General features: G+C 62.6%; 20 protein-coding genes and 1 pseudogene. 7 read left to right on the forward strand and 14 right to left on the reverse strand.

The genetic code is table 11. The features are described 5' to 3' along the window. Positions 1 to 66 precede the first annotated feature (66 nt). From PQQ86_RS33410 to PQQ86_RS33445, 8 genes are all read right to left on the reverse strand, one after another. Positions 67 to 1,695, reverse strand: a complete 1,629-nt coding sequence (locus tag PQQ86_RS33410) for a FadD3 family acyl-CoA ligase (RefSeq protein ID WP_408276978.1) — start codon at positions 1,693 to 1,695, stop codon at positions 67 to 69. 67 nt (positions 1,696 to 1,762) lie between these two features. Further along, positions 1,763 to 2,887, reverse strand: a complete 1,125-nt coding sequence (locus PQQ86_RS33415) for a 2Fe-2S iron-sulfur cluster-binding protein (RefSeq protein ID WP_408276981.1) — start codon at positions 2,885 to 2,887, stop codon at positions 1,763 to 1,765. A gap of 11 nt (positions 2,888 to 2,898) precedes the next feature. Beyond that, on the reverse strand, positions 2,899 to 3,663 hold the full coding sequence (locus PQQ86_RS33420; protein ID WP_408276983.1) for a glucose 1-dehydrogenase: 765 nt from the start codon (positions 3,661 to 3,663) through the stop codon (positions 2,899 to 2,901). Positions 3,664 to 3,684: 21 nt separating this feature from the next. Beyond that, positions 3,685 to 5,382, reverse strand: coding sequence for an FAD-binding protein (locus tag PQQ86_RS33425; RefSeq protein WP_408276984.1), 1,698 nt, complete (start codon positions 5,380 to 5,382; stop codon positions 3,685 to 3,687). A gap of 14 nt (positions 5,383 to 5,396) precedes the next feature. After that, positions 5,397 to 5,915, reverse strand: a complete 519-nt coding sequence (locus PQQ86_RS33430; protein ID WP_408276987.1) for a flavin reductase family protein — start codon at positions 5,913 to 5,915, stop codon at positions 5,397 to 5,399. Further along, positions 5,912 to 7,687 (reverse strand): FAD-dependent oxidoreductase, encoded by a 1,776-nt coding sequence (locus PQQ86_RS33435; protein ID WP_408276990.1) that lies wholly within the window; start codon positions 7,685 to 7,687, stop codon positions 5,912 to 5,914. The genes PQQ86_RS33430 and PQQ86_RS33435 overlap by 4 nt, the downstream gene beginning before the upstream one ends. A gap of 11 nt (positions 7,688 to 7,698) precedes the next feature. Continuing rightward, positions 7,699 to 8,892 carry an acyl-CoA dehydrogenase family protein gene (locus PQQ86_RS33440; RefSeq protein WP_408276993.1) on the reverse strand — a complete coding sequence of 398 codons (1,194 nt, stop codon included), beginning with the start codon at positions 8,890 to 8,892 and terminating at the stop codon, positions 7,699 to 7,701. A 133-nt stretch (positions 8,893 to 9,025) separates the two neighbouring features. Further along, positions 9,026 to 10,180 (reverse strand): LLM class flavin-dependent oxidoreductase, encoded by a 1,155-nt coding sequence (locus PQQ86_RS33445; protein WP_408276996.1) that lies wholly within the window; start codon positions 10,178 to 10,180, stop codon positions 9,026 to 9,028. A gap of 341 nt (positions 10,181 to 10,521) precedes the next feature. Between PQQ86_RS33445 and PQQ86_RS33450 the strand changes: the two genes are divergently transcribed. Beyond that, entirely contained in the window at positions 10,522 to 10,872 is a 351-nt protein-coding gene (locus tag PQQ86_RS33450) for a VOC family protein (protein WP_408276999.1), read from the forward strand. 81 nt (positions 10,873 to 10,953) lie between these two features. Here PQQ86_RS33450 and PQQ86_RS33455 read toward each other — a convergent pair whose 3' ends face one another. Further along, the gene (locus tag PQQ86_RS33455; RefSeq protein ID WP_175050288.1) at positions 10,954 to 12,135 is read right to left on the reverse strand and encodes a helix-turn-helix transcriptional regulator; all 1,182 of its coding nucleotides are present in this window, start codon (positions 12,133 to 12,135) and stop codon (positions 10,954 to 10,956) included. Between the two features lie 287 nt (positions 12,136 to 12,422). On the opposite strand from PQQ86_RS33455, the gene PQQ86_RS33460 reads away from it, so the two are divergent. The 4 genes and pseudogenes from PQQ86_RS33460 to PQQ86_RS33475 all read left to right on the forward strand — a co-directional run bounded on the left by PQQ86_RS33460 (position 12,423) and on the right by PQQ86_RS33475 (position 16,353). Beyond that, the gene (locus PQQ86_RS33460; RefSeq protein ID WP_408277005.1) at positions 12,423 to 13,367 is read left to right on the forward strand and encodes an alpha/beta hydrolase; all 945 of its coding nucleotides are present in this window, start codon (positions 12,423 to 12,425) and stop codon (positions 13,365 to 13,367) included. Between the two features lie 20 nt (positions 13,368 to 13,387). Further along, complete coding sequence (locus PQQ86_RS33465) at positions 13,388 to 14,191, forward strand: enoyl-CoA hydratase/isomerase family protein (RefSeq protein ID WP_408277008.1); 804 nt, start codon at positions 13,388 to 13,390, stop codon at positions 14,189 to 14,191. A gap of 63 nt (positions 14,192 to 14,254) precedes the next feature. Beyond that, positions 14,255 to 15,352 (forward strand): annotated as a pseudogene (ribBA, locus tag PQQ86_RS33470) (bifunctional 3,4-dihydroxy-2-butanone-4-phosphate synthase/GTP cyclohydrolase II); the annotation flags it as partial. A 134-nt stretch (positions 15,353 to 15,486) separates the two neighbouring features. After that, positions 15,487 to 16,353, forward strand: a complete 867-nt coding sequence (locus tag PQQ86_RS33475; protein ID WP_408277011.1) for an SDR family NAD(P)-dependent oxidoreductase — start codon at positions 15,487 to 15,489, stop codon at positions 16,351 to 16,353. Positions 16,354 to 16,369: 16 nt separating this feature from the next. Here PQQ86_RS33475 and PQQ86_RS33480 read toward each other — a convergent pair whose 3' ends face one another. The 5 genes from PQQ86_RS33480 to PQQ86_RS33500 form a co-directional block, all read right to left on the reverse strand. Then, entirely contained in the window at positions 16,370 to 16,660 is a 291-nt protein-coding gene (locus PQQ86_RS33480) for a hypothetical protein (RefSeq protein ID WP_143131643.1), read from the reverse strand. 444 nt (positions 16,661 to 17,104) lie between these two features. Beyond that, entirely contained in the window at positions 17,105 to 17,866 is a 762-nt protein-coding gene (locus PQQ86_RS33485) for an ABC transporter permease (RefSeq protein WP_093633049.1), read from the reverse strand. Then, a complete protein-coding gene (locus PQQ86_RS33490; RefSeq protein WP_408277015.1) occupies positions 17,863 to 18,789 on the reverse strand; it encodes an ABC transporter ATP-binding protein in 927 nt (308 codons plus the stop codon). The genes PQQ86_RS33485 and PQQ86_RS33490 overlap by 4 nt, the downstream gene beginning before the upstream one ends. 191 nt (positions 18,790 to 18,980) lie before the next feature. Further along, entirely contained in the window at positions 18,981 to 20,663 is a 1,683-nt protein-coding gene (locus PQQ86_RS33495) for a tannase/feruloyl esterase family alpha/beta hydrolase (RefSeq protein WP_408277018.1), read from the reverse strand. Next, entirely contained in the window at positions 20,660 to 21,766 is a 1,107-nt protein-coding gene (locus tag PQQ86_RS33500; protein ID WP_408277021.1) for an OpgC domain-containing protein, read from the reverse strand. Before PQQ86_RS33500 ends, PQQ86_RS33495 begins: the two co-directional genes overlap by 4 nt. A gap of 587 nt (positions 21,767 to 22,353) precedes the next feature. On the opposite strand from PQQ86_RS33500, the gene PQQ86_RS33505 reads away from it, so the two are divergent. Continuing rightward, a complete protein-coding gene (locus tag PQQ86_RS33505; protein WP_408277024.1) occupies positions 22,354 to 23,538 on the forward strand; it encodes an acyltransferase family protein in 1,185 nt (394 codons plus the stop codon). Positions 23,539 to 23,729: 191 nt separating this feature from the next. Beyond that, complete coding sequence (locus PQQ86_RS33510; RefSeq protein WP_408277027.1) at positions 23,730 to 24,524, forward strand: TSUP family transporter; 795 nt, start codon at positions 23,730 to 23,732, stop codon at positions 24,522 to 24,524. Positions 24,525 to 24,534: the final 10 nt, after the last annotated feature.

Genomic DNA, 24,534 nt, shown 5'->3' on the forward strand with positions numbered 1-24,534 from the left:
TCCAGAAGCTGTTGTTGTCAGGCCTATTCTGGCGGTCTCCGAAGCGGCTAACATCGTCTGTTGGGACTAGCTTGCCGTGGTGTTTTCAGCGGCTTTTTCGTGGTTTTCGGTGACGCTTTTGACCGTCTCGCGTAAGCGGTATTTGAGTACCTTGCCGGCCGCGCTGACAGGCAGCTGATCAACCAGCGTGAGATGCCGCGGCACCTTATAGTTCGCCATGTTCTTGCGAGCCCAGTCAGTCAGCTCTTCCGGGCTCGCGTGCTCGCCCGAACGCAGCACGACATATGCGTGCCCCACTTCACCGAGCCGCTCGTCGGGCACGCCGACCAGCGCCACCTGCGCCACTGCCGGATGCGCGCTGAACAGCCGCTCGATCTCTGCTGGATAGCAATTGAAACCGCCAACGATAAACATGTCCTTGATACGATCGGTGATGCGCAGATAGCCGCGTTCGTCGAGCGTGCCGAGGTCGCCGGTGTGCAGCCAGCCTTCATCGTCAACCGCTTCAGAACGGGCGTCCTGCTGGCCGAAATAGCCCTGCATCACGTTGTAGCCGCGAATCAGGACTTCCCCTGTTTCGCCGGTGGGCAACGCATCGCCACAGGTGTCGGCGATACGAATCTCCACGCCGGGCATCGCACGGCCCGATGTGTACGCGATTGTCTCGGCGTCGTCGTCGCTGCGGCACAGCGTGGCAAATCCGCACGATTCAGTGAGGCCATAGCCCGTCAGCACCGTTTCGAAACCCAGTTGCGCGCGCATCCTTTCGATCAGACTCGGCGCGATCGCAGCAGCGCCCGTCACCGCGACTCTCAAAGACGACAGATCGCGCATGGCCAGATCCGGCATGTCGAGTAACGCGTGATACAGCGTCGGCGGACCCGGTAAGACGGACACGCGATCACGCACGATGCGCTCGAGCACCCGCTCCGGGTTGAACACCAGATGCGGCAACACGGTCGCGCCGCTTGCGAACGCCGCGAGCCAGCCGGCCTTGTAGCCGAATGCATGAAAGAACGGATTGACGATCAGATAGCGGTCGCTTTCGCGCAGCGTCGCGATCTGCGCCCAATCGTGGACTGCGTGCAGGTTCTGGCCGTGTGTCGTCATCACGCCCTTCGGTCGACCCGTCGTGCCGGACGTGAACATGATGTCCATCAACGTGTCGGGACGCACCTTCGCCTCGCGGGCACGGAACGCTTCCATCGAAGTGCCCGCGGCGCGCATCAGGAGCGCGTCCCACGTCTCGTCGCGGCCGTCGCTCGATTCCGCTGCCGGGCCGTCGAACACCACCACCCGTTCGAGCCCGGCAGGACGGTGGGCTGCCAGCATGGCCGGATACGAATCGCCGAGAAAAGTGCCGCAGCAGAACAACAGCCGCGCGCCACTGTCCTCGAGAATCGCCGCGGCCTCCAGGCCTTTCATACGCGTGTTGATCGGCACCAGCGCCGCGCCCGCGCTGTGAATCGCAAGCGCCGCCACGATCCATTCAGCAATGTTCGGCGCCCAGATCGCGACACGCTCGCCTGGCTGGATGCCGCAACTCATCAGCGCGCGCGCCGCTTCGATCCGCGCCGCGTCCAGTTGCGCATAGCTCAGGTTGCCCTGGGCTGTTTCGATCGCGGTGCGCGTGCCGAAGCGCGCGGCGCCGCGCGCGATCAGCACGGGCGTCGTCAGGATGGGGTTGAGCGTCATGGTGAATTTGATGAATGGGGTTCGCGGCAGGGGCAACACGCGAGAGTCGCGCGTGCGAAGCGCGAACCTAGTCGGGGAAAACCACGCGCAGCGTCGCGCTGGCGGGTGTCGCACTACAGGCAAGCGTCCAACCGTCGGTCAAATCAGCCGCATCGAGCACGTGGTTGGCGTTCAGGTTCACGCTGCCGGCTTCGACCCGGCACATGCAGGCGCCGCACAAACCACTGCGGCACGAGTTCGGGGCCGGCACGTCAGCGCGCAGCATCGCGTCGAGCAGGGTTTCGCCGGTTTCGCAGGCGAAGCTGAAGGTATTGCCGTCGAGCACGGTTTCGATTGCGGAGTTGGCGATGGAGGCGGTCGGGGCCGATTCAGATGCTGATAGCACTTCAGACGCGATGTGCGCTCCCGGTACCGCAGGCACGCCATCGGCTCCAGGTACTCCCGGCACACCAGGCACGGATACATCAGGCATCGCCGGCAAATCCGGCAGCGAAGCAAACCGCTCCACATGCACCTTCGCTCGCGGCAAACCCAGCGCCAGCATCGCTGCCAACGCGTTCTCCATGAACAGAGCCGGCCCGCAGATAAAGCATTCCTGCATGCTCCAGGGCCGCGCCAGTTCTTCCAGATGACGTTGCTGCGGAATGCCCTGCACGCTATCGAGCCAGTGAATCACCCGTAATCGTCCCGCGTGCCGCTGCCCGAGTTGCCGCAGCTCTTCGCTGAAAATCACCGACTGTGCGTCCCGATTCGCGTAGATCAGGGTCAGCATGCCGCGCCCGTTCACCAGCGCGGACTTGAGAATCGACAGTACCGGCGTGATGCCACTGCCGCCCGCGAACAGCAACAGGTCGCCGTCGAGCGAACGCGGTGTGAACACGCCCGCAGGCGCCATCACGTCGAGCTCGTCGCCGGGTTGAATGCTGTCGCACATCCAGTTCGACACGCGCCCATCGCGTACCCGCTTGACGGTGATTTTCGGCGCGCGGTCGATACCCGGCGCGCTCGATAGCGAATAACAGCGCTGCACGGTGGCATCCGCGCACGGCACCTTGAGCGTGAGAAACTGCCCCGGACGATAACTGAATGCAGCGTGCAGCGCCTGCGGCAGATCGAACACGAAAGAGCGCGCGTCGGCGCTCTCCGCGATCACGTCCGCCACTTTGAGCCGGTGAAAACGCGAATCGGCCATGACGTGGGAACTCAGGCAATGCCCATGATCAGCTGCGCGTTGTCGATCCGATACTCGCTGCCGTTGATAAAGCGCGATTCATCCGATGCGAGGAACAGCACCAGATTCGCGATGTCTTCCGGCAAACACATGCGAGCATGCGGATCGATCGACTGCGTGAGCGCGTCGCGCGTCTCCTCGGCGGCGCCGAAGAACGGCGCGGTCATCGGCGTGAGAATGCCGTCGGGGTGAATCGTGTTGCAGCGAACCTTGTAGCCCTGCTGCTTGCAGTGCGAGGCGATCGCACGCGTCATTGCCGTCACCGCGCCTTTGCTGGCCGAGTAGGCGCAGAACATACCGAGCCCACCCAACGCCGCCACCGACGACATGTTGACGATCGAACCGCCCTTCTCTTTCATCGCCTTGACCGCCGCGCGGCAACCGAGAAAATAGCCTTCGGCATTGATGCGCAGCACGCGCTGCCATTGTTCGAGCGTGGTGTCTTCAATGCTGCCGAGCAACAGCACCGCGGCGTTGTTGACCAGCACGTCCGGTGTGCCGAAAGTCGTTTGCGCCGCGCCGAACACATCGTTCCAGCCTGTTTCGGACGTAATGTCGTGACGCACGAACAGTGCGGCATCGCCGATCTGCGCGGCCACTTCGCGGCCGGCTTCCTCGTTGACATCAGTGAGCACGACACGCGCGCCTTCACGGGCGAACAGCAACGCGTCCTGTTTGCCAACGCCGCTCGCGGCGCCCGTCACGACGGCGATCTTGCCTTTGAGTCTGTCTCCCATCTTCGTTCTCTCTTTTCAGTGTCAGTCAGTTTCAGTCAGGGAATGGGCGGTGTTCGCGAGAACCACGCCCGCTGCGGCCCGGCCTGCCTGGCGGCCGGACCAGATACAGTCCGCGAGCGAGAGGCCGCTCACGTAGTGATTCGATGCCAGGCCGCAGGCGGCCCGGCCGGCGGCGAACAGGCCTTCGATCGGCATGCCCTGCGCGGACAGCACGGCATTGCTTGTCTCGTCGACCCGCAAACCACCCAACGTGATCGACGGACAGGGGAAAACGCGGCTGTCCGATGAAATATCGATCGCGTAGTAAGGTCCGTGCATGAGCGGCTGCAACATCGCTGCAGATTTGCCGAACGCACGGTCGATGCCATTCAGCGCACCCAGGTTGTAGGCATTAACGGTGCGTTCAAGCACCGCCGGATCGCTGCCGATGCGTGCGGCCAGATCGGCCAGCGAGCGGGCGCGTTTGCGGCCCGCCAGCATCAATAGCATCGCGGGCACGCTCTGGAACGCCCACAGCTTGCCGCGCACACATTCAGTGAGCGCGAGCTTCACGAGCCGTGCGTCGAGAATCAGCCACGCGTGCCCGTCGCGGGTTTCGCACATCGCGTGGCCAAGCGCGGCGCCGTAGACTTCCTCGTTGCAGAAGCGCTCGCCGTTGCGATCCACGACGCAGCCTTGCGCCCATGCATACGGCGGATTGATGAAGCGCCACGCGGACACGCGTTCGAGCCGCTGCGCCACGCCACCGGCGGACAGGCCGAGCCGGATGCCGGAGCCGTCACAACCGGTGGTGCCAAGACGCCAGTTCGGCAGATAACGCGCCGCGTAATGCGCAACCATCGACCGGTTGAAGATGAAGCCGCCGGTGCTCAACACCACCGCATCGGCCTTGATCGTGATGAGCCGGCCCTCGCGCTGCTCGACGCGATGGAGCGCGGCGCGTAGCCGGTCGGCCCATGCCGGCATGCCGTTATGCAGGCGCTCCGCCCAACGTGCCAGCCGCCGATGAGCGCGCTGGGCACGGCCCGGCGCCACTTGCCAAACCTGTGCGCCGATCACGCGCCCGCTGCGGTCGGTGACCAACCGGCGCACGCTTGCGTGGCACATCGTGTCGATGAACGGCTGTGCATCCACCCCGCGCCGCAGCGTGTCATACAGCACGCGCCCCGACATACCGTCGCCGACCACCCGGTGTCCTCGCGGTGCCGGCGCATGTTCGCGCACGGCGTCACCTACTGCTTCATTGCCGGAGTAGTACAGGTAATAGCGGTTCTGCGGATACGAAGTTTTGTGCGGCGGCACTGACGCGGCAAAACGCACGCCGAGGCGTTCGAGCCAGCGCAGCATGTCGACGCTGCCCGCGCAAAAGCGTTTGAGCGTGGCCACGGACACTGCGTCGCCCACTTCCTGCTGCAAGTACGCGAACATCGCCTCAGGCGTGTCGCTGTAGCCCGCTTCGGTTTGATAGCGCGTGCCACCGCCTGCGTAGACCACGCCGCCGCTTTTCGCGCTCGCGCCGCCGCCCTCGAATCGCTCGACGATCCGCACTTTCGCGCCTGCCGTCGCCGCTTCCAGCGCGGCACACGCACCCGCTGCGCCAAAGCCCGCGACCAGCACGTCGCACACGTCGTCCCAACGCACGCACGCGGGATCGTCGACGACGAGCGGCGTTTCGACCGGCGCGGCCGATTCCTGCTGTGCCGACGAAGGGCTCTGCATCACGCCGCGCCCGCTTAGGACGCTGCGCAGCGCGCGGACGCTGCAGCAGTCGTATAGATGCCGTCGATATACACCAGCGGATCGACCTCGCCGCTAATTAACACCTGCTCGACACGGCCGATGAAGATTGCATGCGTGCCGTAATCGAAGCGGCCGTCCTGCGTGCAGATCAGGCTCGCCTGTGCATCGTGCAGATACGGCACGCCGTGATCCGAGGTCTGCCAGTTGCCGGTCGTGAAGCGGTCTTCGCCTTTGAGGCGTCCGCTGCAATCGATGGCAATGTGCTGGTGCTGCGCCGAGAGCACGTTCACGCAAAACGCCGCGCCCTTGTCGAGCGGCGGAAAAATCGACGACGTACGGTTAATGCAGATCAGCAGCGATGGCGGTTCGGTCGAGAGCGAATCGACCGCGGTGGCCGACATCGAATAGCGCCGTTCGCCGTCGCTGCAACTGATGACCGCGACCGAGCGCGCGAGGCGGCGCATCGCCAGCAGCATATCGGCGCGTAACGGGTGTGAAGTGGGTTCAGTCATGATGTGACTCCGCGAAGTCCGCTGCTGGCAGCGCGAGCTGGTTCTGAAATACTGCTGACGCCGTCGCGCTCGTCTTCGCTATCGGCGAGATGATTGGCAGCGATGTAACCGAAGGTCATGGCAGGTCCAAGCGTCGAACCCGCGCCGGGATAGCTCGCCCCCATCATCGACGCGCTGGTGTTGCCGATCGCATAGAGCCCGGCAATCGGCGTGCCGTCGGCGTGCAGTACGCGTGCGAGGGCATCGGTCAGGAGACCGCCTTTCGTGCCGATGTCGCCCGCATCGATACGCACGGCGTAGAACGGTCCAGTTTCAATCGGCGCGAGGCACGGATTAGGCTTGACGCTCGGGTCACCGTAGTAGGTGTCGAAGGCGTTGCCGCCTTTGGCGAACTCTTCGTCGATACCGGTCGCGGCGTAGCGGTTCATCTTCGCCACGGTGTCGCGCAAGCCTTGTGCGTCGACGCCGATTTGCGCGGCCAACGCATCGAGCGAATCGGCCTTGTAGAGCAACGAACGGAACGCCGCGGGGATGCGGGTGTCCGGCATCATCGCGCCGGGCATGATCGGCCCGCACGGATATTTGCGGCGGAACTGTGCGTCGAACACCATCCACGCCGGCACGCACGCACCGGTTTGCGCATGGTCGCGATACATCGCCGGCACGAACTCCGAATACGGCGCGGCCTCGTTGACAAAGCGCTTGCCGAGTCCGTTGACTACCACGCAGCCCGGCAGATTGCGTTCGACGAACAGCGCGCGTTGTTTTTCCTCATGATCCACATGAACCGTCGGCGCGCCCCACACGTGTTCCATCAACGCAATCTGTGCGCCCAGTTTCAGGCCGACGGCAATCGCATCGCCGGTATTGTTCGGCGGCGTCGCGCTCCATTGCGCTTGCGTGGGACGCGGTAGATAGCGCTCGCGCATCGCCTGATTGCGTTCGAAACCACCAGCCGCGAGAATCACGCCGCGCCTGGCGAGCACACGCACGTTTTCTCCGCCGCGCTCCGCCGCGACGCCCGTCACGCGGCCGTCTGCTTCGAGCAGCCCGGTCATTGGCGCGTTCAGCCACAGAGGAATGTCGCGATCGAGCAAGGCGCGGCGCAGGCCACCGGCCAACGCGTTGCCGAGTGTCAGGCGGCGATCGCGCCGCGAGCGGCTGCGCGCGCGCAGGTCGAACCAGTAGCGGCCGAATTGTTTCAGCACGAGCCCGATATAACCCGGTGCTTTCGAAAGGAGCATGTGCGCCTCCTTCGAGGTCACCGCAACTCGCCCACCGATCAGCGTTCCGGGTGAAGGCAGGCGTAGTCGCACGAATTCTTCGCCAAGCGAGGCACCGTCCACCGGCAAGGGATCGAGCGCGCGATAACCGGGCATCGAGCCCGGCAGGTCCTGAAAGTAGTCCGCGTACTTCGGCAATGCTTCATAACGCACCGGCGTATTCGCTTCGACATAGCGCAGCATTTCCGGCGCGGTGTCGAGATAGGCGTCGATCCGGTCGGTTGCGGTCACGCCTTTCGTGCAGGCGTCGATATAGGTTCGTGCGGCCTCGCGCGTATCCGTGGCGCCCATCTCGGCAATATGGTGATTGCACGGAATCCAGATGCCGCCGCCCGACACCGCCGAGGTCCCGCCGTATACGTCGCTCTTTTCAAGCACGACAACGGACAGGCCGCGGTCGGCCGCGCGACAGGCGGCCAGCATGCCGCCCGCGCCAGAGCCGACCACCACCACGTCGAACACGTATGTCTGTGTTTGCTGTTCGCTCATGGCGGCATCCATCAGACGAAGAAATCGGTATTCGGACGTCCGAGCATCACGGCGCCGAGATTCTGGCCGAAGCGGTCGAGGTTGTTGGCGTAGTGCGCGCGCGCCGCATGCAGATCGAGAAAACGCCGCACCAGCGGGTTGCGGTTGTAAATACCGTTGCCGCCCGCGTAGCGCAGCAGCGCGTTGGCAGCCTGCGCGCAGCGTTCAGCCACTTGCGCGGATTGATACCGGAAGTGCACGCGCCGTTCGATCGATACCGCCGGTCCGCCGTTGGCCGCGGCGAGCAGTTCGGCGAAGTTGCGTTTGAGCAGCAGCTTCATTTCATCGAGCGCGACAGCCGCGTTGGCGCAGGCGGTTTGCGCGCCGGTGTCGTCGGTGGTTTTCGCGCCGCTGTTGGCGCTCACGCGCGTCGCCGCGTAGGACGTGAAGTCGTCCAGCGCACCTTGCAATGCGCCGATGCACGCGGTACACACCGCACGTACGAAGATCTGTGCAAACGGCAGATGGAACAGCGGCGCATCGTTGACCGCGAGGCCGGGGCTCGTGTCCATCATGCCGTCGATGGCCTTGTGCGTGCGATAGTCCGGCACGAACGCATCGTTCACCACGATGTCGTGGCTGCCGGTCGCACGCAAGCCCAGCACGTCCCAATCCTGCTCGATCGTGAAATCGCTTTTCGGCAGCAGGAAGGTGCGGTATTCCGGCGGTTCGCCTTCTTTCGCCGACGGCACCAGCGCACCGAGAAAGATCCATTCGCACAGTTCACTGCCGCTGGAAAACTTCCAGTGCCCGGACAGCCGGAAGCCGCCTTCAACGGGTGTCACGCGCCCCACCGGCATATAGGTCGAGGCGATCAGCGTATTTTGATCCTTGCCCCACACGTCCTGCTGCGCGCGTTCGTCGAACAACGCCAGTTGCCAGTTATGCACGCCGACCACGCCGTACACCCACGCGGTCGACATACAGCCGCGCGCCACGGCCATCTGAATCTCGAAGAAGGTCTGCGGATCGAGTTCGTAGCCGCCGTAACGCTTCGGCTGTAGCACCTTGAAAAAGCCGGCTGCCTGAAAATCAGCCACGGTTTCTGCGGGAATCCGGCCATTCGCCTCGGCCTGCGCGGCACGCCCGGCAAGTACCGGCGCGAGCGCTTCGGCGCGGGCAATCAGTTCGGCTGCAAGGGCTTTCGAATCGTTGTCGCGATGCACGGCTGTCTCCATGATGGCGCGAGAGAGGGGTGTCGCGCCTGGTTTGTTGGGTTCATCTTCGAGCCGCGGCTGCGGCGTCGCATCGTCTGAAGGGACTAGCGACGCCCGCCTCACCCGCTCTTATGCAACGACCTTATGCGGCGACCTGCGCCTTCTGCTTCTCGGCCTTCAGGCGATTGAAGTACGGAATCACGTGCTCGCCGATATTGCGGATCGTTTCGAGCTGCGCCTCCTGGGACACCGTGCCCATCTGGCAGAGGAACAGCACTTCATCCACGCCCGCTTCCATCAACCGGCCCACATAGCCGATGCAATCGTCGACGGTGCCGTAGGCGTGGTTCGGGTTCATCATCGAAAGCGCCGGGTCGCTGAAATCGACCACCACCTCTTCCGACGCGAAACGCGAACGGATCACCATTTCACCGGTATTGCCCTTCACGAGGTCATCGCCCCAGCTATCGGGGTTCGGTCGCTCGCCGCCGGTGTACCAGTACGCCAGCGACTCCATGAAGTAGCGCTGACCGCGAATGCCGATCTTGCGGGCCTGTTGGCCGTCGTTCAGCACCACGGTCGGGCACAGGGCAGCCAGATGCTGCGTCGGACGGAAGCCGACCTGGTCTTCGGCCTTGCGCGAGGCCCATGCTTCGCGATACAGCGCGTTTTTCTTCGCGACTTCGTCGGGCCCGCCGAAACCGAGCACCAGTGCGCCCAGACCGCGTTGTCCGGCGCGCAGCAGGCCGTCGTTGTTGGTGCACGCCATGTACATCGGCGGATGCGGGTCCTGGAAAGGTTTCGGGTGAATCGGCCGTTTAGGAATCTTGATGTATTTGCCGTCGTGCTCGATCTCGTCCTGCACGAACATCTTCGGCACCAGGTACATCGACTCGTCGATCATCGGTTGCAGCTCGGCGAGGTCGTAGCCGAACGCGCCCGCTTCCTGCTGGCTGCCGCCCTTGCCGACGCCGAAATGCACGCGGCCGCCCGACAGAATGTCGAGCATGGCCACACGTTCGGCCACCTTGATCGGATGATTCATCGCGGGCGGCAGGCAGATCACGCCGTGGCCGAGGCCGATGCGGGTCGTGCGGCCGGCCAGATACGCGAGGAAAGTTTCCGGCGCGCTCATATGCGCGTAGTTCGTCAGCGACGTGTGTTCGACGCACCAGACGGTATCGAAACCCATCTGTTCGGCGAGCAACGCCTGCTCGACTGTCTCCTTGAATACCCGGTGATCGCCTTCCCGCGAAGCGTCCGTGGTCTGGGCTTCGTAAATCAGAGAAAACTTCATTGCGTGCGTCTCCATGAATTTTGGACTGTGCTGAAACGGGCGGCCCGCTCCCGACCCACCGATTCCTACGATGATCGTGACGGTCCACGGAATGAAGTTTCAGTTCGCGCGTGCGGGCCGGCATCGTCTATTTGGATTAACGGTGGGCGCTTTGACGTGGAAGCTTTGATCGAAGGTGCTTCCTGGCCGCATTTCGCCATGCGTTTCCGCATGCGTTTCTCTACGAATTTCGCCGTGTTTTCGTACTCCGGATAGTCCGATTGGACCTCGTGCTGCAATCGCCCGCGGCGCTACGATCGAGCCGCCATACAACGCGGCTCAACGGATGGGAGTGCAATGCAATGAAGGCTTCGATGATGCTGTACCCGGTCGACACGATCGATGCGGCGTTGCCGCTCTTTGTCGACGGGCTGGGTTTAACGGTGAAATTTCGTGACGGCGAACGCTATTGCGCACTCGACGGTGGCGCGCTGAGCGTCGCGCTGGTGGCGGGTGAAGAACGGATCGTCGAGCGCGCGGCGCTGGTGTTTCGCGTGGACGAAAACGACGACCTGTATGCGGCAATGGCACGCGTGGTGGCGGCAGGTGCGTCAGTACGCGTGCCGGTGCAGCAAGGGCCGCACGAATTGCGCGCGGTGCTGGAGGACAAGAACGGTGCGTTGCTGGTGTTGTCGCAAAAGCGCACAGGTTAAGACGTCGAAGACGCCATGTGTGCCGCGCTGGATGTAATCGCGGCACACATGGCGTCCTCGTTCAATGAAATTGAAGCAGGTTCAGCCGAGCGGCACCACACTGCCCAGCAGAATGCGCACCAGCGTGGCCTGACGCGTCACGCCCGTCTTCGAAAAGATTGCTCGCAGATGAGCCCGCGCGGTGTTCTTGCTGATGCCCAATTCGTCGGCCGCTTCCTCCAGTGTCAGGCCATTGGTCAACAGCAGCGCGAGCGAGGTCTCCGCAGGCGTGAGGTCGAACAGCTTGCGCACGATCTCCTGCGAGCCCTGCGATTTGCGATCGGGATCGCGCAGAAACAGCACGGTTGCCGGGCGGCGCTTGTTGTCCTCGGACCAGTCCGACAGCGGAATCGTGCGCACCAGCACGCCGAGTTTCGGTTTGTCGCACCCGCGCGTGATCGGCATGGCTTCGACAATCGGCGCTGCCGTGCCGAAGTGCCCCATCAGCGCATGGCGCACCAGACGTTGCAGATTGCGGTTCTCCTGCGCGTCCGTTGCCTCGACGTTGCCGTGCACGATCCGCAGACCGTTGCCCTGCGCAAGAATCTCATCGGCCACGCTATTGGTGCGCATGATCGCGCCGCTCTCGTCGAGCGTCACCGTGCCCACCAGCATCCGGTCGATCGCGCTCGCATACAGCGTGCGCTCCGACTCCACGATATCGAGGCGCGAATGCAGTTCGACCGCGCGCCGCAAATGCGGCAGCAACAGCGCGCAAAACGCCTTGTCGCGTGCGGAAAAATGCTTCGAAGCGTGACTGCGGCACACGCGAAACCGGCATTCGACGCCGGACTCCGTGCGCAGATCGGCGCCCATGATGTAGCGAATGTCGGCCGGCTTCAGAAACTGCTTGTAGAGTTCGCTGGTGAGCCAACCCGTGTCGCCGAATACTTCGTCCACCGTGACCACGCGGTCCGCCGGCAAACCGACGAACGGGTCGAGCGAATAGTAGTAGTTGTTGTACGACGCTTCGCCCGGCACGCCCGACCCCATTTCGGATGCGTGCACCATCAGACCGCGCCGGTCGCTCGAAGGCGAACGCAGAATCAGGGTGGCATAGCTCGCACCGAGCGAGGTGCGGATCAACTCGAGCGCGCTAGCCCACGGCGTGCTTTCCAGCGCCCCTTGATAAATGCGCGCGGTCAGTTCGCTGAACTGCGCAACGCTCACTTCGGCCAGTTCACTCATGGCCTGGCCCTCTTCAGGGGCCCATTTTGTCTCCATCAACACTCTCCGTCCTCCATGCGACTTTGCATCGCGACGCCAAGCTTAAGGGCCGATCTGTTTGCTGGCATCGGGGGAAGTACTTAGCTGACAAAAGTTTCGCTGAGCGTGCGAACGAACTCTCGTCCAATCGGACGATGCCCCCTTAAAGCCGCCGCGCTTCAATGCGTTCAGTGTTGCGGCGTGCGCGCTGAATGCCCTGATTTGCGGCTCGATTCGCATCATGTACGGCCGCCTCGCTTATACCCGGCATAGCCGCTTTGACGACAGTTTTCTCAGGAGACCCGATGGCGCTCGATCCCCAAGCGCAGGCCGTGCTCGCCGCTCTCGCCGGCATGCCCCCACTCGATTTCGCGCAACTCAGCGCGCCGGCCTACCGCGCAATGCTTGCCGCGGGCGGCGGTTTTGCGCCGGGCGACCCGGTCGCCTCGGAAGAAGATCTGATGATCCCGACCGCGAACGGCCCGATCGGCGCGCGCCTTTACCGGCCAGTGGTCGAAGGCGACGATGGCCTGCTTCCCCTTACCGTCTTCTTTCACGGCGGCGGCTTTGTTTCCTGCGGGCTCGACACCCACGCAAACCTGTGCCGTTGTCTGGCGCAACGTGCGCGAACGGTCGTGCTATCGGTCGACTACCGGCTCGCGCCGGAAGCGCGTTTTCCGGCCGCCGCGCTCGATGCGTGCGACGCCGTGCGCTGGGCCGCGTCCAACTCAGCCGATTTGCGCGTGCGACCCGGCGCGCTTGCCGTTGCCGGCGACAGCGCGGGCGGCAATCTCGCCGCGGTAGCCGCGCAACAGTTGCGTCATAGCGGCGTGAATATCGCGCATCAACTGTTGTTCTACCCGGTGGTGGACTGCGCGACCGAGCATCCCTCATACGAATCGATGAGCGACGGTTATTTGCTGACGGCGGACATGATGCGCTGGTTCAAAGACCAGTACTTCGCCGAAGACTCCGATCGCACCGATCCACTCGCCAGTCCGCTCGCCGCCGCCGATCTCACCGGCGTGGCCAGCGCCACCATCATCAGCGCGGAATACGACCCACTGCGCGACGAGGCCGAGCATTACGCGGCACGTCTCGCGCAAGCCGGCGTGCTCACGACCCATCTGCGCTGGCCAGGGCAAATGCATGGCTTCGCCAGTTTGCTCGGCGCACTCGATGCGGCCGACCACGCACTCACGATGGCGGCGCAAATCCTACGCCATGCGCTGCACGTCCAGAACACCTGACTCCGCTGACCAGAAAAGATATGACTGCATTGATCCGCCTCGCGGCCGAAGACGGCATCGCGACGCTCACGTTCGACCGTCCCGAGGCACTGAACGCCCTCAACGAAGCGATGGCAAACGAACTGAATGCCAAGCTCGCACGCCTCGCCCATCACGACGAGATCCGCGCGATCGTGTTGACCGGCGCCGGCAACGCCTTCATGGCTGGCGGCGATTTGCAGACCATGCGCGCCGCGCTTGATGCCAAACCCGTGGTACGCGACCGCTCGATCGGCAAACTCGTGCGGCTCGCGCAAACCGTGGCCGAGACCGTCACGGGTTCGCGCAAGCCGGTGATTGCCAGCGTCAACGGCGCCGTGGCAGGCTTCGGCTTGAGCCTCGTCGCGGCCTGCGATCTGGCTATTGCCGCAAAGAGCGCGACGTTCACCTCGGCGTATGGCCGTATCGGCACCTCGCCTGATGGCGGCGCGACCTACACGTTGCCACGTGCGCTCGGCACCAAGCAGGCTGCGCAATGGATGTATCTCGACGAACGGCATAGCGCCGACGAAGCGTTGCGAGCGGGCTTCGTTAACTGGGTCGTACCGGACGATGACCTCCCCGCACAAACCCGCGCGCTGTTAAAGCGGATGGGCGCGCTCTCGCCGGATGCGTTCTCACAAACCAAGAATCTGATCCAGCATGCACCCGAGCGCAGCTTCGCCGAGCATTTGTACGCGGAGCAGCGCAGCTTTCTGCGCTGCGCGGCAGGCGACGATTTCCGCGAGGGCATCGACGCCTTCTTCGACAAGCGTGCGCCTGTGTTCGGTTCTGGCGCACGTTAAGCGCTTTTCTTCGCTTTTTTCCATACGCAGCGACAGCAATAGCAGTAACACAGGGACAAGCCCATGAAACTCGCCACCACCGACGAAATCGTCGCCGAACTGAAAGCCGGCCGCATGATCATTCTGGTCGACGAGGAAGATCGCGAGAACGAAGGCGATCTGCTCATTGCCGCTGACCACGTCACGCCCGAAGCGATCAACTTCATGGCGCGCTTTGGCCGCGGCCTCGTTTGTCTGACGCTGACAGCCGAACACTGCTCGCACCTGAAACTTCCGCCGATGGCGGAACAGAACGGCACGCAATACGGCACCGCGTTCACGGTCAGCATCGAGGCGGCAGAAGGCGTCACCACCGGCATCTCCGCCGCCGACCGCGCGCATACGATCCGCACCGCGATTCACGCAGAGGTGCGCGCCGGGGATCTGGTGCATCCGGGTCACGTGTTCCCCATTGCGGCGCGGCCAGGCGGCGTGCTGGTGCGTGCCGGACATACCGAGGCCGGTTGCGACCTCACCGCGCTGGCAGGTTTGACGCCCGCCGCCGTGATCTGCGAAATCATGAACGACGACGGCACCATGTCGCGCCTGCCGCAACTGATCGAATTCGCGGAACTGCACGGGTTGAAGATCGGCACGATCGCCAATCTGATCCACTATCGCAGCACTCATGAAACGCTCGTCGAACGTGTCGGCGAAAGACCCTTGCACACTCCGTGGGGACCGTTTCGCGCCATTCAGTATCGCGACACCGTGCGTCAATCCACGCATCTCGCGCTGGTGCGCGGCACGCCTCTGCCCAACGTGCCGGTGCTCACGCGCGTGCACGAATGCTTTTCGCTGCTCGATCTGCTCGACGCCGAACCGTCCGCGCATTCGTGGCCGCTGCACGCAGCGCTGCAAAAAATCGATGCGGCCGGATGCGGCGTTGCGGTGCTGCTCGATTGCGACATGCGGGCCGATGCGATGAACAGCAGCAACGGCACGCCAGCGCGCAAGGACGGCAGACTTTCCGGTATTGGCTCGCAGATTCTGCGCGAGCTTGGCGTGCGTCGACTGAATGTGTTGTCGAGTCCATTCAGGCTGCCGGCGCTGTCAGGTCATGAACTCGAAATCATGGCGTTCATTCCGCTTGGCGAAGCGGACCTGGATAACCCGCACGCTTTCGAACGCACGCCTGCCGCACCGAGGGTCAGCGCGCCGCCGATGTCCGCGCCGGTTCGGTCCGCCGCAACGGTGCAGTTAAACGCTCAGCCCGCGTCATACGAACTCGAAGCCTCCTCATGGTGAATCTCTCGATGACTCAACGTCAAAAACCCTATGTAGCCCTCGTCACCGGCGCTTCGCGTGGTGCAGGTAAAGGTATCGCACTCGCGCTCGCCGCAACGGGCGCGACGGTTTACGTGACCGGACGCACACAACGTGAAGGCGACGCACCATTGCCCGGCACGGTGCATGCGACGGCAATCGAGATCGACAAGCTTGGCGGCAAGGGCATCGCCCTCACCTGCGATCACGCCGATGACCGGCAAGTAGCGGAAGTATTCGATTACATCCGCCACAACAGCGAACGCCTCGACATCCTCGTCAACAATGCCACCGCGTTGCACGATGACTTGATTCGCCCGGCGCCGTTCTGGGACAAGCCGCTGGACCTGGTGAATATTCTCGACGTCGGCCTGCGCTCCGCGTATGTCGCGAGCTGGCATGCCGCGAAGTTGATGGCCGCACAGGGCGACGGGCTGATCGCATTCACGTCCTCGTTCGGTGCGAGCTGCTATATGCACGGCGCGGCGTACGGCGCACAGAAAGTGGGCGTCGACAAGTTCGCCAAGGACATGGCCGTCGATCTGAAACCGCATGGCGTCGCGGCGGTTTCCATCTGGATGGGCATGCTGCAAACCGAGCGCACCGCGCGCGTGATCGCCGAGCATCCAGAACAGTATGCGGGCTTCAGCGAACTCGCGGAGACGCCGCAATTCACGGGACGCCTGATCGATGCGCTGTATCGCGACCCGCAACGTCAGCAGAAATCCGGTTTGGTGCTGGTCGGCGCGGAGCTTGCGCACGAGTACGGAATCACCGAGCTTGATGGCCGCCGGCCGCCTTCGCATCGCGAGGCGTTGGGCGGACCGGTGCAGGCGCATCCGGCAATCGTGGCCTGATACGCTGCGCGGCACACTAGAAGCCTGTCACCACCATCGCATACACCAGCGCTGCGCCACCCACCGCGCCGAGGAATGTGAAGCACTGTTCGTCCGCGCCTGAGCGGCGCGCCCAGATTCTTCCAGCCAGCGCAGCCAACCCGGTGATTCCCAGAAACAACGACAACGATGACCCGGCCGTACACACCATGCCGGGAAACTCGTCGTTCCAGGCGCATGCATAGAGCTGCCGCACGGATACGCCGACCACGCCGATCGCCACCAGCAAACCGGCAATCAGTCCGTCCCGCTGAACTCTGGATTTCATTTGCATCCCTCCCGCATCGCACCCGCCCTCATCCCACTCGTCCCCATCCCTATACGCGGCCCCAACGACTGCCGCGTGGCTGTGTGCCTGGAGACGATCGGCGGAACCATGCCGTACCGTTCCTGGTTCATACCGTCATTGACGGCGATTGGGCTTGTGAGGGCATCGTCCGGATGGACTAAGGGGATAGCCTGACGGGACGCCTGAGGGGCTGCCGGGGGAATCGACGAGGGAATCGCTGGGAAACTGCGGAGGAATTGCGGAGGAATTGCGCAAGGAACTTGCCCAGGCGGAAAGCGACGGACATGACGGCGAACGCCGTCATGTCCATGCAGCAAAAGCAGTAGCGACGCCAGCCTGCGCGTCAGGCCGTTTGCGGCTCACCCACAGACCACGTCCCAGTGACCGTTTCGATCGTCGCGTGCGTTTGAGTCGTGAGCGCTGTCAGCTCTTGAGCCGGTACCCGGTCTTGAAGATCCAGGCAACGATCACGAGAAACACTGCCAGAAACAGCGCGGTCATCCCGAGGCTGACACCGACATCCACATCGGCGAGACCATAGAAGCTCCAGCGAAAACCGCTGACCAGATAAACGATCGGATTGAACAGCGTCACGACCTTCCAGAACGGCGGCAGCATATTGACCGCGTAGAAACTGCCGCCGAGGAACGTAAGCGGCGTGATGATCAGGAGCGGCACGAGTTGCAGCTTCTCGAAGCTATCCGCCCAGATGCCGATAATGAAACCGAGCAGACTGAACGTGACCGCGGTGAGCACCAGAAACAGAATCATCCAGAACGGATGCTGCACCTGCAGCGGCACGAACAGGCCGGCGGTAGCCAGAATGATCAAGCCGAGCAGAATCGATTTGGTGGCCGCCGCGCCCACATAGCTCACCACGATCTCGAGATACGACACCGGCGCCGACAGCAACTCGTAGATCGTGCCGGTAAAGCGCGGAAAGTAAATCCCGAACGATGCATTCGAAATGCTTTGCGACAGCAGCGAAAGCATGATCAGACCCGGCACGATGAACGCGCCGTAACTGATGCCATCCACTTCCTTGATACGCGAACCGATGGCCGCGCCGAACACGACGAAGTAAAGCGAAGTCGAGATCACCGGCGCGATGATGCTCTGCATCAGCGTGCGCCAGGTGCGCGCCATCTCGAACTTATAGATCGCACGGATTGCGTAGATATTCATTGGTTACCTCGGAGCAGACTGACGAAGATGTCTTCGAGCGAACTTTGCGTCGTATGCAGATCCTTGAAGCGGATGCCGGCATCGTCGAGCGCTTTGAGCAGCGCGATGATGTCGGTTCGCCCGCCCTCGCCCTCATACGTGTAGATCAACTCGTTGCCACCCTTGGCAACATCCAGCCCGTATCCCGCCAGCGCCGACGGCACTTCCGCGAGCGCACTCTCCAGTTGCAGCGTCAACTGCTTCTTGCCGAGTTTGCGCATCAACTCCGTCTTCTCTTCCACCAGCATGATCTCGCCCGCATTGATCACGCCGATGCGGTCGGCCATTTCCTCGGCTTCGTCGATGTAGTGCGTGGTCAGAATGATCGTCACACCGCTTGCGGTTAGCGAGCGCACCAGCTTCCACATATCGCGACGCAACTCGACGTCGACACCGGCCGTGGGTTCGTCGAGAAACAGCACGCGCGGTTCGTGCGAGAGCGCCTTCGCAATCAGCACGCGGCGCTTCATGCCGCCCGACAGCGTAATGATCTTGCTATCGCGCTTTTCCCACAGCGACAGATCGCGCAGGATCTTTTCGATGTAGGCGGGGTTTTTCGGCTTGCCGAACAGCCCGCGGCTGAACGACACGGTCGCCCAGACGGTTTCGAACGAGTCGGTGGTGAGCTCCTGCGGCACAAGGCCGATCAGCGAGCGTGCGCCGCGATAGTCTGTCGCGATGTCGCGGCCGTCCACCATCACGCTGCCAACGCTCGCATTGACAATGCCGCAAATGATGCTGATGAGGGTGGTTTTGCCCGCCCCGTTGGGCCCAAGCAAGGCGAAGATTTCTCCGCGATTGATCGCCAGATTGATGTTTTTGAGTGCATGAAAACCCGTGGCATAGGTTTTCGACAGATTCGTGACCGAGACGATAGGCTGCATGGATTCGACGATGGCAGACACCGGTATTGGATTAAAAGGGGGCGGGACGAATACGCCGCCGCACCCGCAATGTAATTGAAAGTGGGAAAGCGTGCAGCGCAACCGCGAGATTTCGGAGGAACGGATACCGCCGGCGAGCGTGTCAGCCTTTCAGGGCCGGCCGGGGTTCCTGGCAGACAGGCCGGGGCCTGTCACGGTTCGGCGCACGCGAAACTGCTGGCGAGATTCACATTGCCCTTGCCGCTATAGCGGGGAAACAGCGGGTAACGGCACAACGGACGCGAGCGTCCGTTGGTCGCGGCCGCGATATCCGTAGCAGTCAGCGTTTCGGGCGATATGCTACGCGTCACCCAATTGTCGAGCGCACCCAGCAGATCCACCGAGGGGATGAACACCCCGCTGCCATGCTGGAAACCCGGCACCATGTAGAGCCGCATGAACGCATTGACCTGGTCGATGCCGAATCGATCGATCAGCGCTTCGTAGTAGGCGATGGTCTGGTTCGGGCTGATGACTTCGTCGGCGAGGCCTTGCAGTGTGATGAGCTTGCCGCCCCGCGCGATATAGCGGGCCAGGTCGGGGTTCATCGCGCCGATCGTCTGTGAGAGCGCGATGAGCTGTCCGCGATATTTGCCAGGATGAAGAGGATCGAACCTGAGCGAATCGAACTCCGCATCATGGGCCACGAAGTAGCGGATGTAGCCATCGCCCTGCGCGAACAGGTAGCCGTTGGCGAAGAAGGTCGGCACCGGCATGCGTCCGGCTTGATGCCCAAGGCCAAGCAGGCCGGTCAGATGCGTGCCCTGAAAGATGTTGTAGCCGCGATAGCCGCTCACGTTCCACGCCAGCTTGTAGGGCAACGACAGGCCGTCGCGCATCAGTAGCAAGGTGGAAAGCTGCGTGTCGGTGAGGCACTCGTCATGCGAGGGCGCTCGTCCGGCGCAGCTCAAGGAGGCGATGATCTCCGCTTCGTGTTCCTTGCATCCGTCGACGTCGCTGACCACGCCGTCCGCCGCGCCATCGAGCCGGTCGCAGACCGCGAGCGTGCGTTGATACACGTGCTCGAGCAATAGCGGTGGAATGAAACCGCCGGGTGTCGCGTATTCCGCCTGACCGAGCTTCACGCCCATCAAACGCACGCCGGAAAAATTGAGCGCGGGCGAATTGGCGATCACACCGTCGTAGTCGTCGGGATAGCGCTGCATCACCGTGTAGCCTTCGCGGCCGCCCGTCGAGCCACCGGCGAAATACATCCGTTGTGGCGGCCGGCCATAAGCGCGTGCAATCAGCGCTAGCGCGGCGTCGTGTGTTTTCTTCAGATGCGCGTAGCCGAAATTCGTCACCGCTTCGTCCACGAGGCCGAAGACCGCGAGCGACGAATCGCCCACATGTCCCGAGTCGTCGCCAAAAGTCGCATAGCCCTGCGCGAGTGGTGCGCGATCCGGAGAGAACGGCATCACACCCGTACCGCTCACCACCACACCGTTATAACCCCCGCCGCCGATTTGCAGTGCGCGGCCGTTCCAGCGGCGCGGCAGATTCAGGTCGAAGCGGATATCCGGCGTGCTGGCCTTGAGCGCCTTGATGCGCCCGGTGATACGGCAATATTCGCCACCTTGCTGATTGCCGGGCGCCGTGGCCGCGATCATCGCCGCACTTTCGATCTGCACGCCTGCCGTGGGCAAAGCGATCAGTTCTGGAGGCAACACCGCGCCCGCGAATTCCGCGCAACGCATGGCGAGCGGCGCGTCCTTGAGCGCGGCGAATGCCTGTGAAACGTTCATCAGCGATAGCGCCGCGCCGACCACAGTGACGACCGTGTGTGAACGCCGTATGAAAAACACATGGCGCGCACGGCGCACACGCGCCCTCATCCGTAACCCGCGCGCTTGGCAGCCGTGCGCGAGCGCGGCCCTTTCCAGTCGTTCCAGCCGCGCGCGATCATCAGTATCGCGCCGATGGCGACCAGATCGCCACCGAGTCCAACCAGCGTGCCGCGAAAGCCATGGAACATATGCGGCGTCGCCGTATCGACGATCAACGACACCAACGTGCCGGCGACGAAACACACAAGCCCGGTCCGGCCGACCGTCACCACGGCTGGCAACCGCTCTGCGAGCCACGCGATGCTGCCCATGCGCACGAACCGCGCGGCGAGCCAGGCAATGACGATAAAGTTGATCACGCGTTCCACGGAAAGGTTCTGTTTAAGCACGCCGGGCAGCGGCTGCGTCAGCACAAAGAGTTTCACAATGGCGAACGCCAGCGCCGCCACTACCGCGGCGCGTGTGAACCAGCGCGCCGTACGGGCGGCGTGAAAGCGCTCGCTGATGGGCTGCACCCGGCACAAAATGCCGAGCACGAACATCAGTTGCCATGCAAACGGATTAAAAGCCCAGTCGGCCATATCGTCAATGCTGAATAATGCGGCCAGCGGCCGGGCAAGCGCCCAGATCGTCATGCTCAGGCCCAGCGCCGCGAGCGACGACCGGCGCGCCAGCGGCACCACGAATGGCACGAATAGCGCAAAGATCACGTACATGGGCAGCACGCTCGACAAATACGGCTGGTGCCGCAGCAGGGCAATATCGAACGCTTCGCGCAGCGGCTGAACCGCGAATGACTGCCAGCCGGTCAGGTCGACCATCGGCTGGTTCAGATGCAATAGCGCGAGGACGGCGCCGGACAGCAGCGTCAATACGGCCGTCAATAGATAGGCGCGATAGATCTCCCAGCAGCGCCTGACGAAACGCATTTTCGCCGCACTCTCGCCACGACCCGCGAGTACCGCTGTAAACGCTGCCGCCGATGCATAGCCGCCGAGGAACACGAACACTTCCGCCGAATCGCACAGGGCATACGCGTGCAACATCAGATGCGACAGCGTGCTGCCGGGAATGTGGTCCAGCACGATGACGATCAACACGAGGCCGCGGAAGAAATCCACTTCGATCGAGCGTCCGCGGCGGGTGTCCATTCTGGTTCTCGTAAGATGGCGCGTGCGTGCAATGCGCCGTGAAAAGCGGTCATACACATGGAGTTCCATGTAGGAACTCCATGAGAATAAAACGTTCCCAGCGAGACCGTGCGCCAAGTCGACACGCGCTGACAACCGCCCTCTAAATGCATTCGGAGTGCCAGCAATCTGAAAATCAGATGTCGGCATGCAGTAATACTGAGTCGTCACGCCTTTGTGGGCGGAAAGTCTTGCAGCAAGTTTTGCGGCTTTCAAACCATCCGGCACGGACACGATCGGTAAAGGTCACTGAAAAAAATCACTGATTGCCATGCGCGATTTTTTTCGCTTTTTTTCATCGTAGGATGGACTAATGCACGCCCGTCGGAGCTCGCGCGTTTCGCGTGATGCGACCCCTCGATGGCGGCCACTCATGTGGACCGGACACGCTGCCGGGCTGATCCCCGATCTCCTGGCTTGCTGAGCGTCATTGCGACGTTTTCCATTCGCCGCTGCTGACTTTGCCGTCAGCGGTACGCTCCGGTCCTTCCACTCTCGCTCTGAACGGCAGCGCATTGCGCGCCGCCTTCGCACTGGAAGATAACCACATGAACAACAGAATTGCAGGCTTCGACGGATTGCGCGCGATTGCAGTCTTGATGGTCTTTTTCCAGCACCGTTTATTCGGCGACATCGGCGAAATTGGCCATCTTGGCGTGTGGATATTCTTCGCGCTGAGCGGTTTTCTGATCATCGGTATTCTGTCCGCGCAACGCGCGCGCATCGAAACAAGCAGCAGTCGGTTCGGTGCAGAACTGAAGCGCTTTCTGTTTCGCCGCACGTTGCGCATTTTTCCGATTTACTACCTGATGCTGGCGGTGATGTGCGTGCTGATGGCGCTCGGGTTGGCGAGCCCGGAGCTCGCGAGTGGCATGCCGTTTCATTTCGCCTATCTGTCGAACTTCTGGATCGGCTCAGTGCTGCATTATTGGCCGGGGCGTTACTCGCATCTCTGGAGTCTCGCGATCGAAGAGCAGTTTTATCTCGTGTTTGCGCCGTTATTGCTGCTGGTTGCAGCGCGGCGGCATCGCGCGGTATGTCTTGCGATTGTCGCGGTTGGACTGGTTTCGCTGCTGGCAATGCGTGCGGCACAGTGGCAGGACATCACGATCTATACGCATCCGCTGACCAACTTCTGGCTACTGGCGTTGGGCGGAATTGGTGGCTTGATGATCGCCGGGAAAGAGAGCCGCTTGCGAGTCGTGCTCGGCCATGGCATGACGCTGTTCGTATTGAGCGTTTGCCTGGTGGGCTTTTGTGCGACTGAGCCCGTGTGGAGTCAGTTGGACAGTTCGCTTGCCTTCACGACGGTCAGCGCCTTGTATGGCCTCTGCATCGCAGCACTGGTGTGTTCGATTGCGTGCTGCCGCAACGCGGCAGTAATCGGCTTGCTCGAAACCGGCTGGCTGATGAACTTCGGGCGCATCAGCTACGGCTTCTATCTCTATCACAATCTGATTCCAGACCTGACCCGCAACCACCACGCCACGGCGTTCTTCGGCGGTACCGTGCCGCTGTGGGCGCATGTCGCCGGGATTTTCGCGTCGTTCCTGATTTCGCTGACGATGGCCGTACTGTCCTGGCGCTTGATCGAAGCACCGATCCTTCGCTTGAAAACGCGGCGTGCGCCGTTGGACACCATGACGCCAATGGCCAAGCAGACGCCGGCGACTTTTGCCGCTCGCAATGGGCGTGCGTTGAGAGATAAAAGCACCGCTTCAGATACCGCCTGAAGGAATCAGCCATTACGTTCCGCTTTCATGCGACTTGAGTAAGGGCGCGGTATCATGCGGCCTCACTTAGCCGGCTGCTTCGACCCTTGCGCGACACGCAGGCACTGAACAGGCCGAACGATAAAAACAAGCCACTGCCCGCGCGAACTCAGGTCCATCTGGTCCGCGCGGTTGGCTCGCGGACTTCAACGATGTTTCATTTCAGTTTCGCCAACGGCGTGCTTGGCGCGAGCCTGCAGACGCTCAGCCTTTACGCGCTGCTCGGCATTGTTGCGGCGCTCTTGCTGGGCGGGATGGTCAAGGGCGTGGTGAGTATCGGCGTGCCGCTGGTGGCCATGCCGATTCTCAGCCAGTTCATGCCGATCAAGGAGGCCGTTCTGTTGCTGTCGATGCCGATCATTCTCGGCAATATTCCGCAGGCACTGGAAGGCGGCGACATGCTGCCGACGGTCCGCCGCATTGCCGCGCCGTTGATCGGTACGGTGATCGGCAACATCGTCGGCGTGAGCGTACTGATTTCGCTCGCGCCCCATCGCGCGCAGGCAGCTGCGGGCGTATTGCTGATCGTCGCAGCGCTGCTTCTGTTGCTTTCACCGCGGCTCACGCTGTCACCGAGATGGGCGAAGCCGGCGGGCTTCGTATTGGGATTCGGGGCGGCGCTGATGGAGAGCATCGCTTCGGTGCCGGGGCCTTTACTGGCGATGTATCTGATCGCCACGGGCGCCACGGGAAAAGTTTTTACGAAGCAGATCGCGATTATTCTGGTGGTGTCGATTATTACGCTGGTTGCCACGTTTAGCGGCGGTGCGCATGCCAGTTGGAGCGATCTGGTCATTTCGGTCTGTGCGAGTGTGCCGGTGATCGTGGGAATATTGTTGGTACGGCCGCTTAGAGACAGATTGCCGCCGGGCGCGTTTCGCGTTCTAGTTCTGGTGTTCGTTCTGGCAGCCGCTGCGCAAATGGTCTGGAAATCCGGGGTTTTATAGGAGTTTGGAC

The sequence above is a fragment of the Paraburkholderia sediminicola genome, from assembly GCF_046026675.1.
In the GTDB taxonomy this organism is placed as follows: domain Bacteria; phylum Pseudomonadota; class Gammaproteobacteria; order Burkholderiales; family Burkholderiaceae; genus Paraburkholderia; species Paraburkholderia sediminicola_F.

What these genes read in the sequence shown, in the direction of transcription:
- PQQ86_RS33410 (WP_408276978.1), bottom strand. Translation starts at nt 1,695, where the DNA reads ATGACGCTCAACCCCATCCTGACGACGCCCGTGCTGATCGCGCGCGGC.
- PQQ86_RS33415 (WP_408276981.1), bottom strand. Translation starts at nt 2,887, where the DNA reads ATGGCCGATTCGCGTTTTCACCGGCTCAAAGTGGCGGACGTGATCGCG.
- PQQ86_RS33420 (WP_408276983.1), bottom strand. Translation starts at nt 3,663, where the DNA reads ATGGGAGACAGACTCAAAGGCAAGATCGCCGTCGTGACGGGCGCCGCG.
- PQQ86_RS33425 (WP_408276984.1), bottom strand. Translation starts at nt 5,382, where the DNA reads ATGCAGAGCCCTTCGTCGGCACAGCAGGAATCGGCCGCGCCGGTCGAA.
- PQQ86_RS33430 (WP_408276987.1), bottom strand. Translation starts at nt 5,915, where the DNA reads ATGACTGAACCCACTTCACACCCGTTACGCGCCGATATGCTGCTGGCG.
- PQQ86_RS33435 (WP_408276990.1), bottom strand. Translation starts at nt 7,687, where the DNA reads ATGAGCGAACAGCAAACACAGACATACGTGTTCGACGTGGTGGTGGTC.
- PQQ86_RS33445 (WP_408276996.1), bottom strand. Translation starts at nt 10,180, where the DNA reads ATGAAGTTTTCTCTGATTTACGAAGCCCAGACCACGGACGCTTCGCGG.
- PQQ86_RS33450 (WP_408276999.1), top strand. Translation starts at nt 10,522, where the DNA reads ATGAAGGCTTCGATGATGCTGTACCCGGTCGACACGATCGATGCGGCG.
- PQQ86_RS33455 (WP_175050288.1), bottom strand. Translation starts at nt 12,135, where the DNA reads ATGGAGACAAAATGGGCCCCTGAAGAGGGCCAGGCCATGAGTGAACTG.
- PQQ86_RS33460 (WP_408277005.1), top strand. Translation starts at nt 12,423, where the DNA reads ATGGCGCTCGATCCCCAAGCGCAGGCCGTGCTCGCCGCTCTCGCCGGC.
- PQQ86_RS33465 (WP_408277008.1), top strand. Translation starts at nt 13,388, where the DNA reads ATGACTGCATTGATCCGCCTCGCGGCCGAAGACGGCATCGCGACGCTC.
- PQQ86_RS33475 (WP_408277011.1), top strand. Translation starts at nt 15,487, where the DNA reads ATGACTCAACGTCAAAAACCCTATGTAGCCCTCGTCACCGGCGCTTCG.
- PQQ86_RS33480 (WP_143131643.1), bottom strand. Translation starts at nt 16,660, where the DNA reads ATGAAATCCAGAGTTCAGCGGGACGGACTGATTGCCGGTTTGCTGGTG.
- PQQ86_RS33485 (WP_093633049.1), bottom strand. Translation starts at nt 17,866, where the DNA reads ATGAATATCTACGCAATCCGTGCGATCTATAAGTTCGAGATGGCGCGC.
- PQQ86_RS33490 (WP_408277015.1), bottom strand. Translation starts at nt 18,789, where the DNA reads ATGCAGCCTATCGTCTCGGTCACGAATCTGTCGAAAACCTATGCCACG.
- PQQ86_RS33495 (WP_408277018.1), bottom strand. Translation starts at nt 20,663, where the DNA reads ATGAGGGCGCGTGTGCGCCGTGCGCGCCATGTGTTTTTCATACGGCGT.
- PQQ86_RS33500 (WP_408277021.1), bottom strand. Translation starts at nt 21,766, where the DNA reads ATGGACACCCGCCGCGGACGCTCGATCGAAGTGGATTTCTTCCGCGGC.
- PQQ86_RS33505 (WP_408277024.1), top strand. Translation starts at nt 22,354, where the DNA reads ATGAACAACAGAATTGCAGGCTTCGACGGATTGCGCGCGATTGCAGTC.
- PQQ86_RS33510 (WP_408277027.1), top strand. Translation starts at nt 23,730, where the DNA reads ATGTTTCATTTCAGTTTCGCCAACGGCGTGCTTGGCGCGAGCCTGCAG.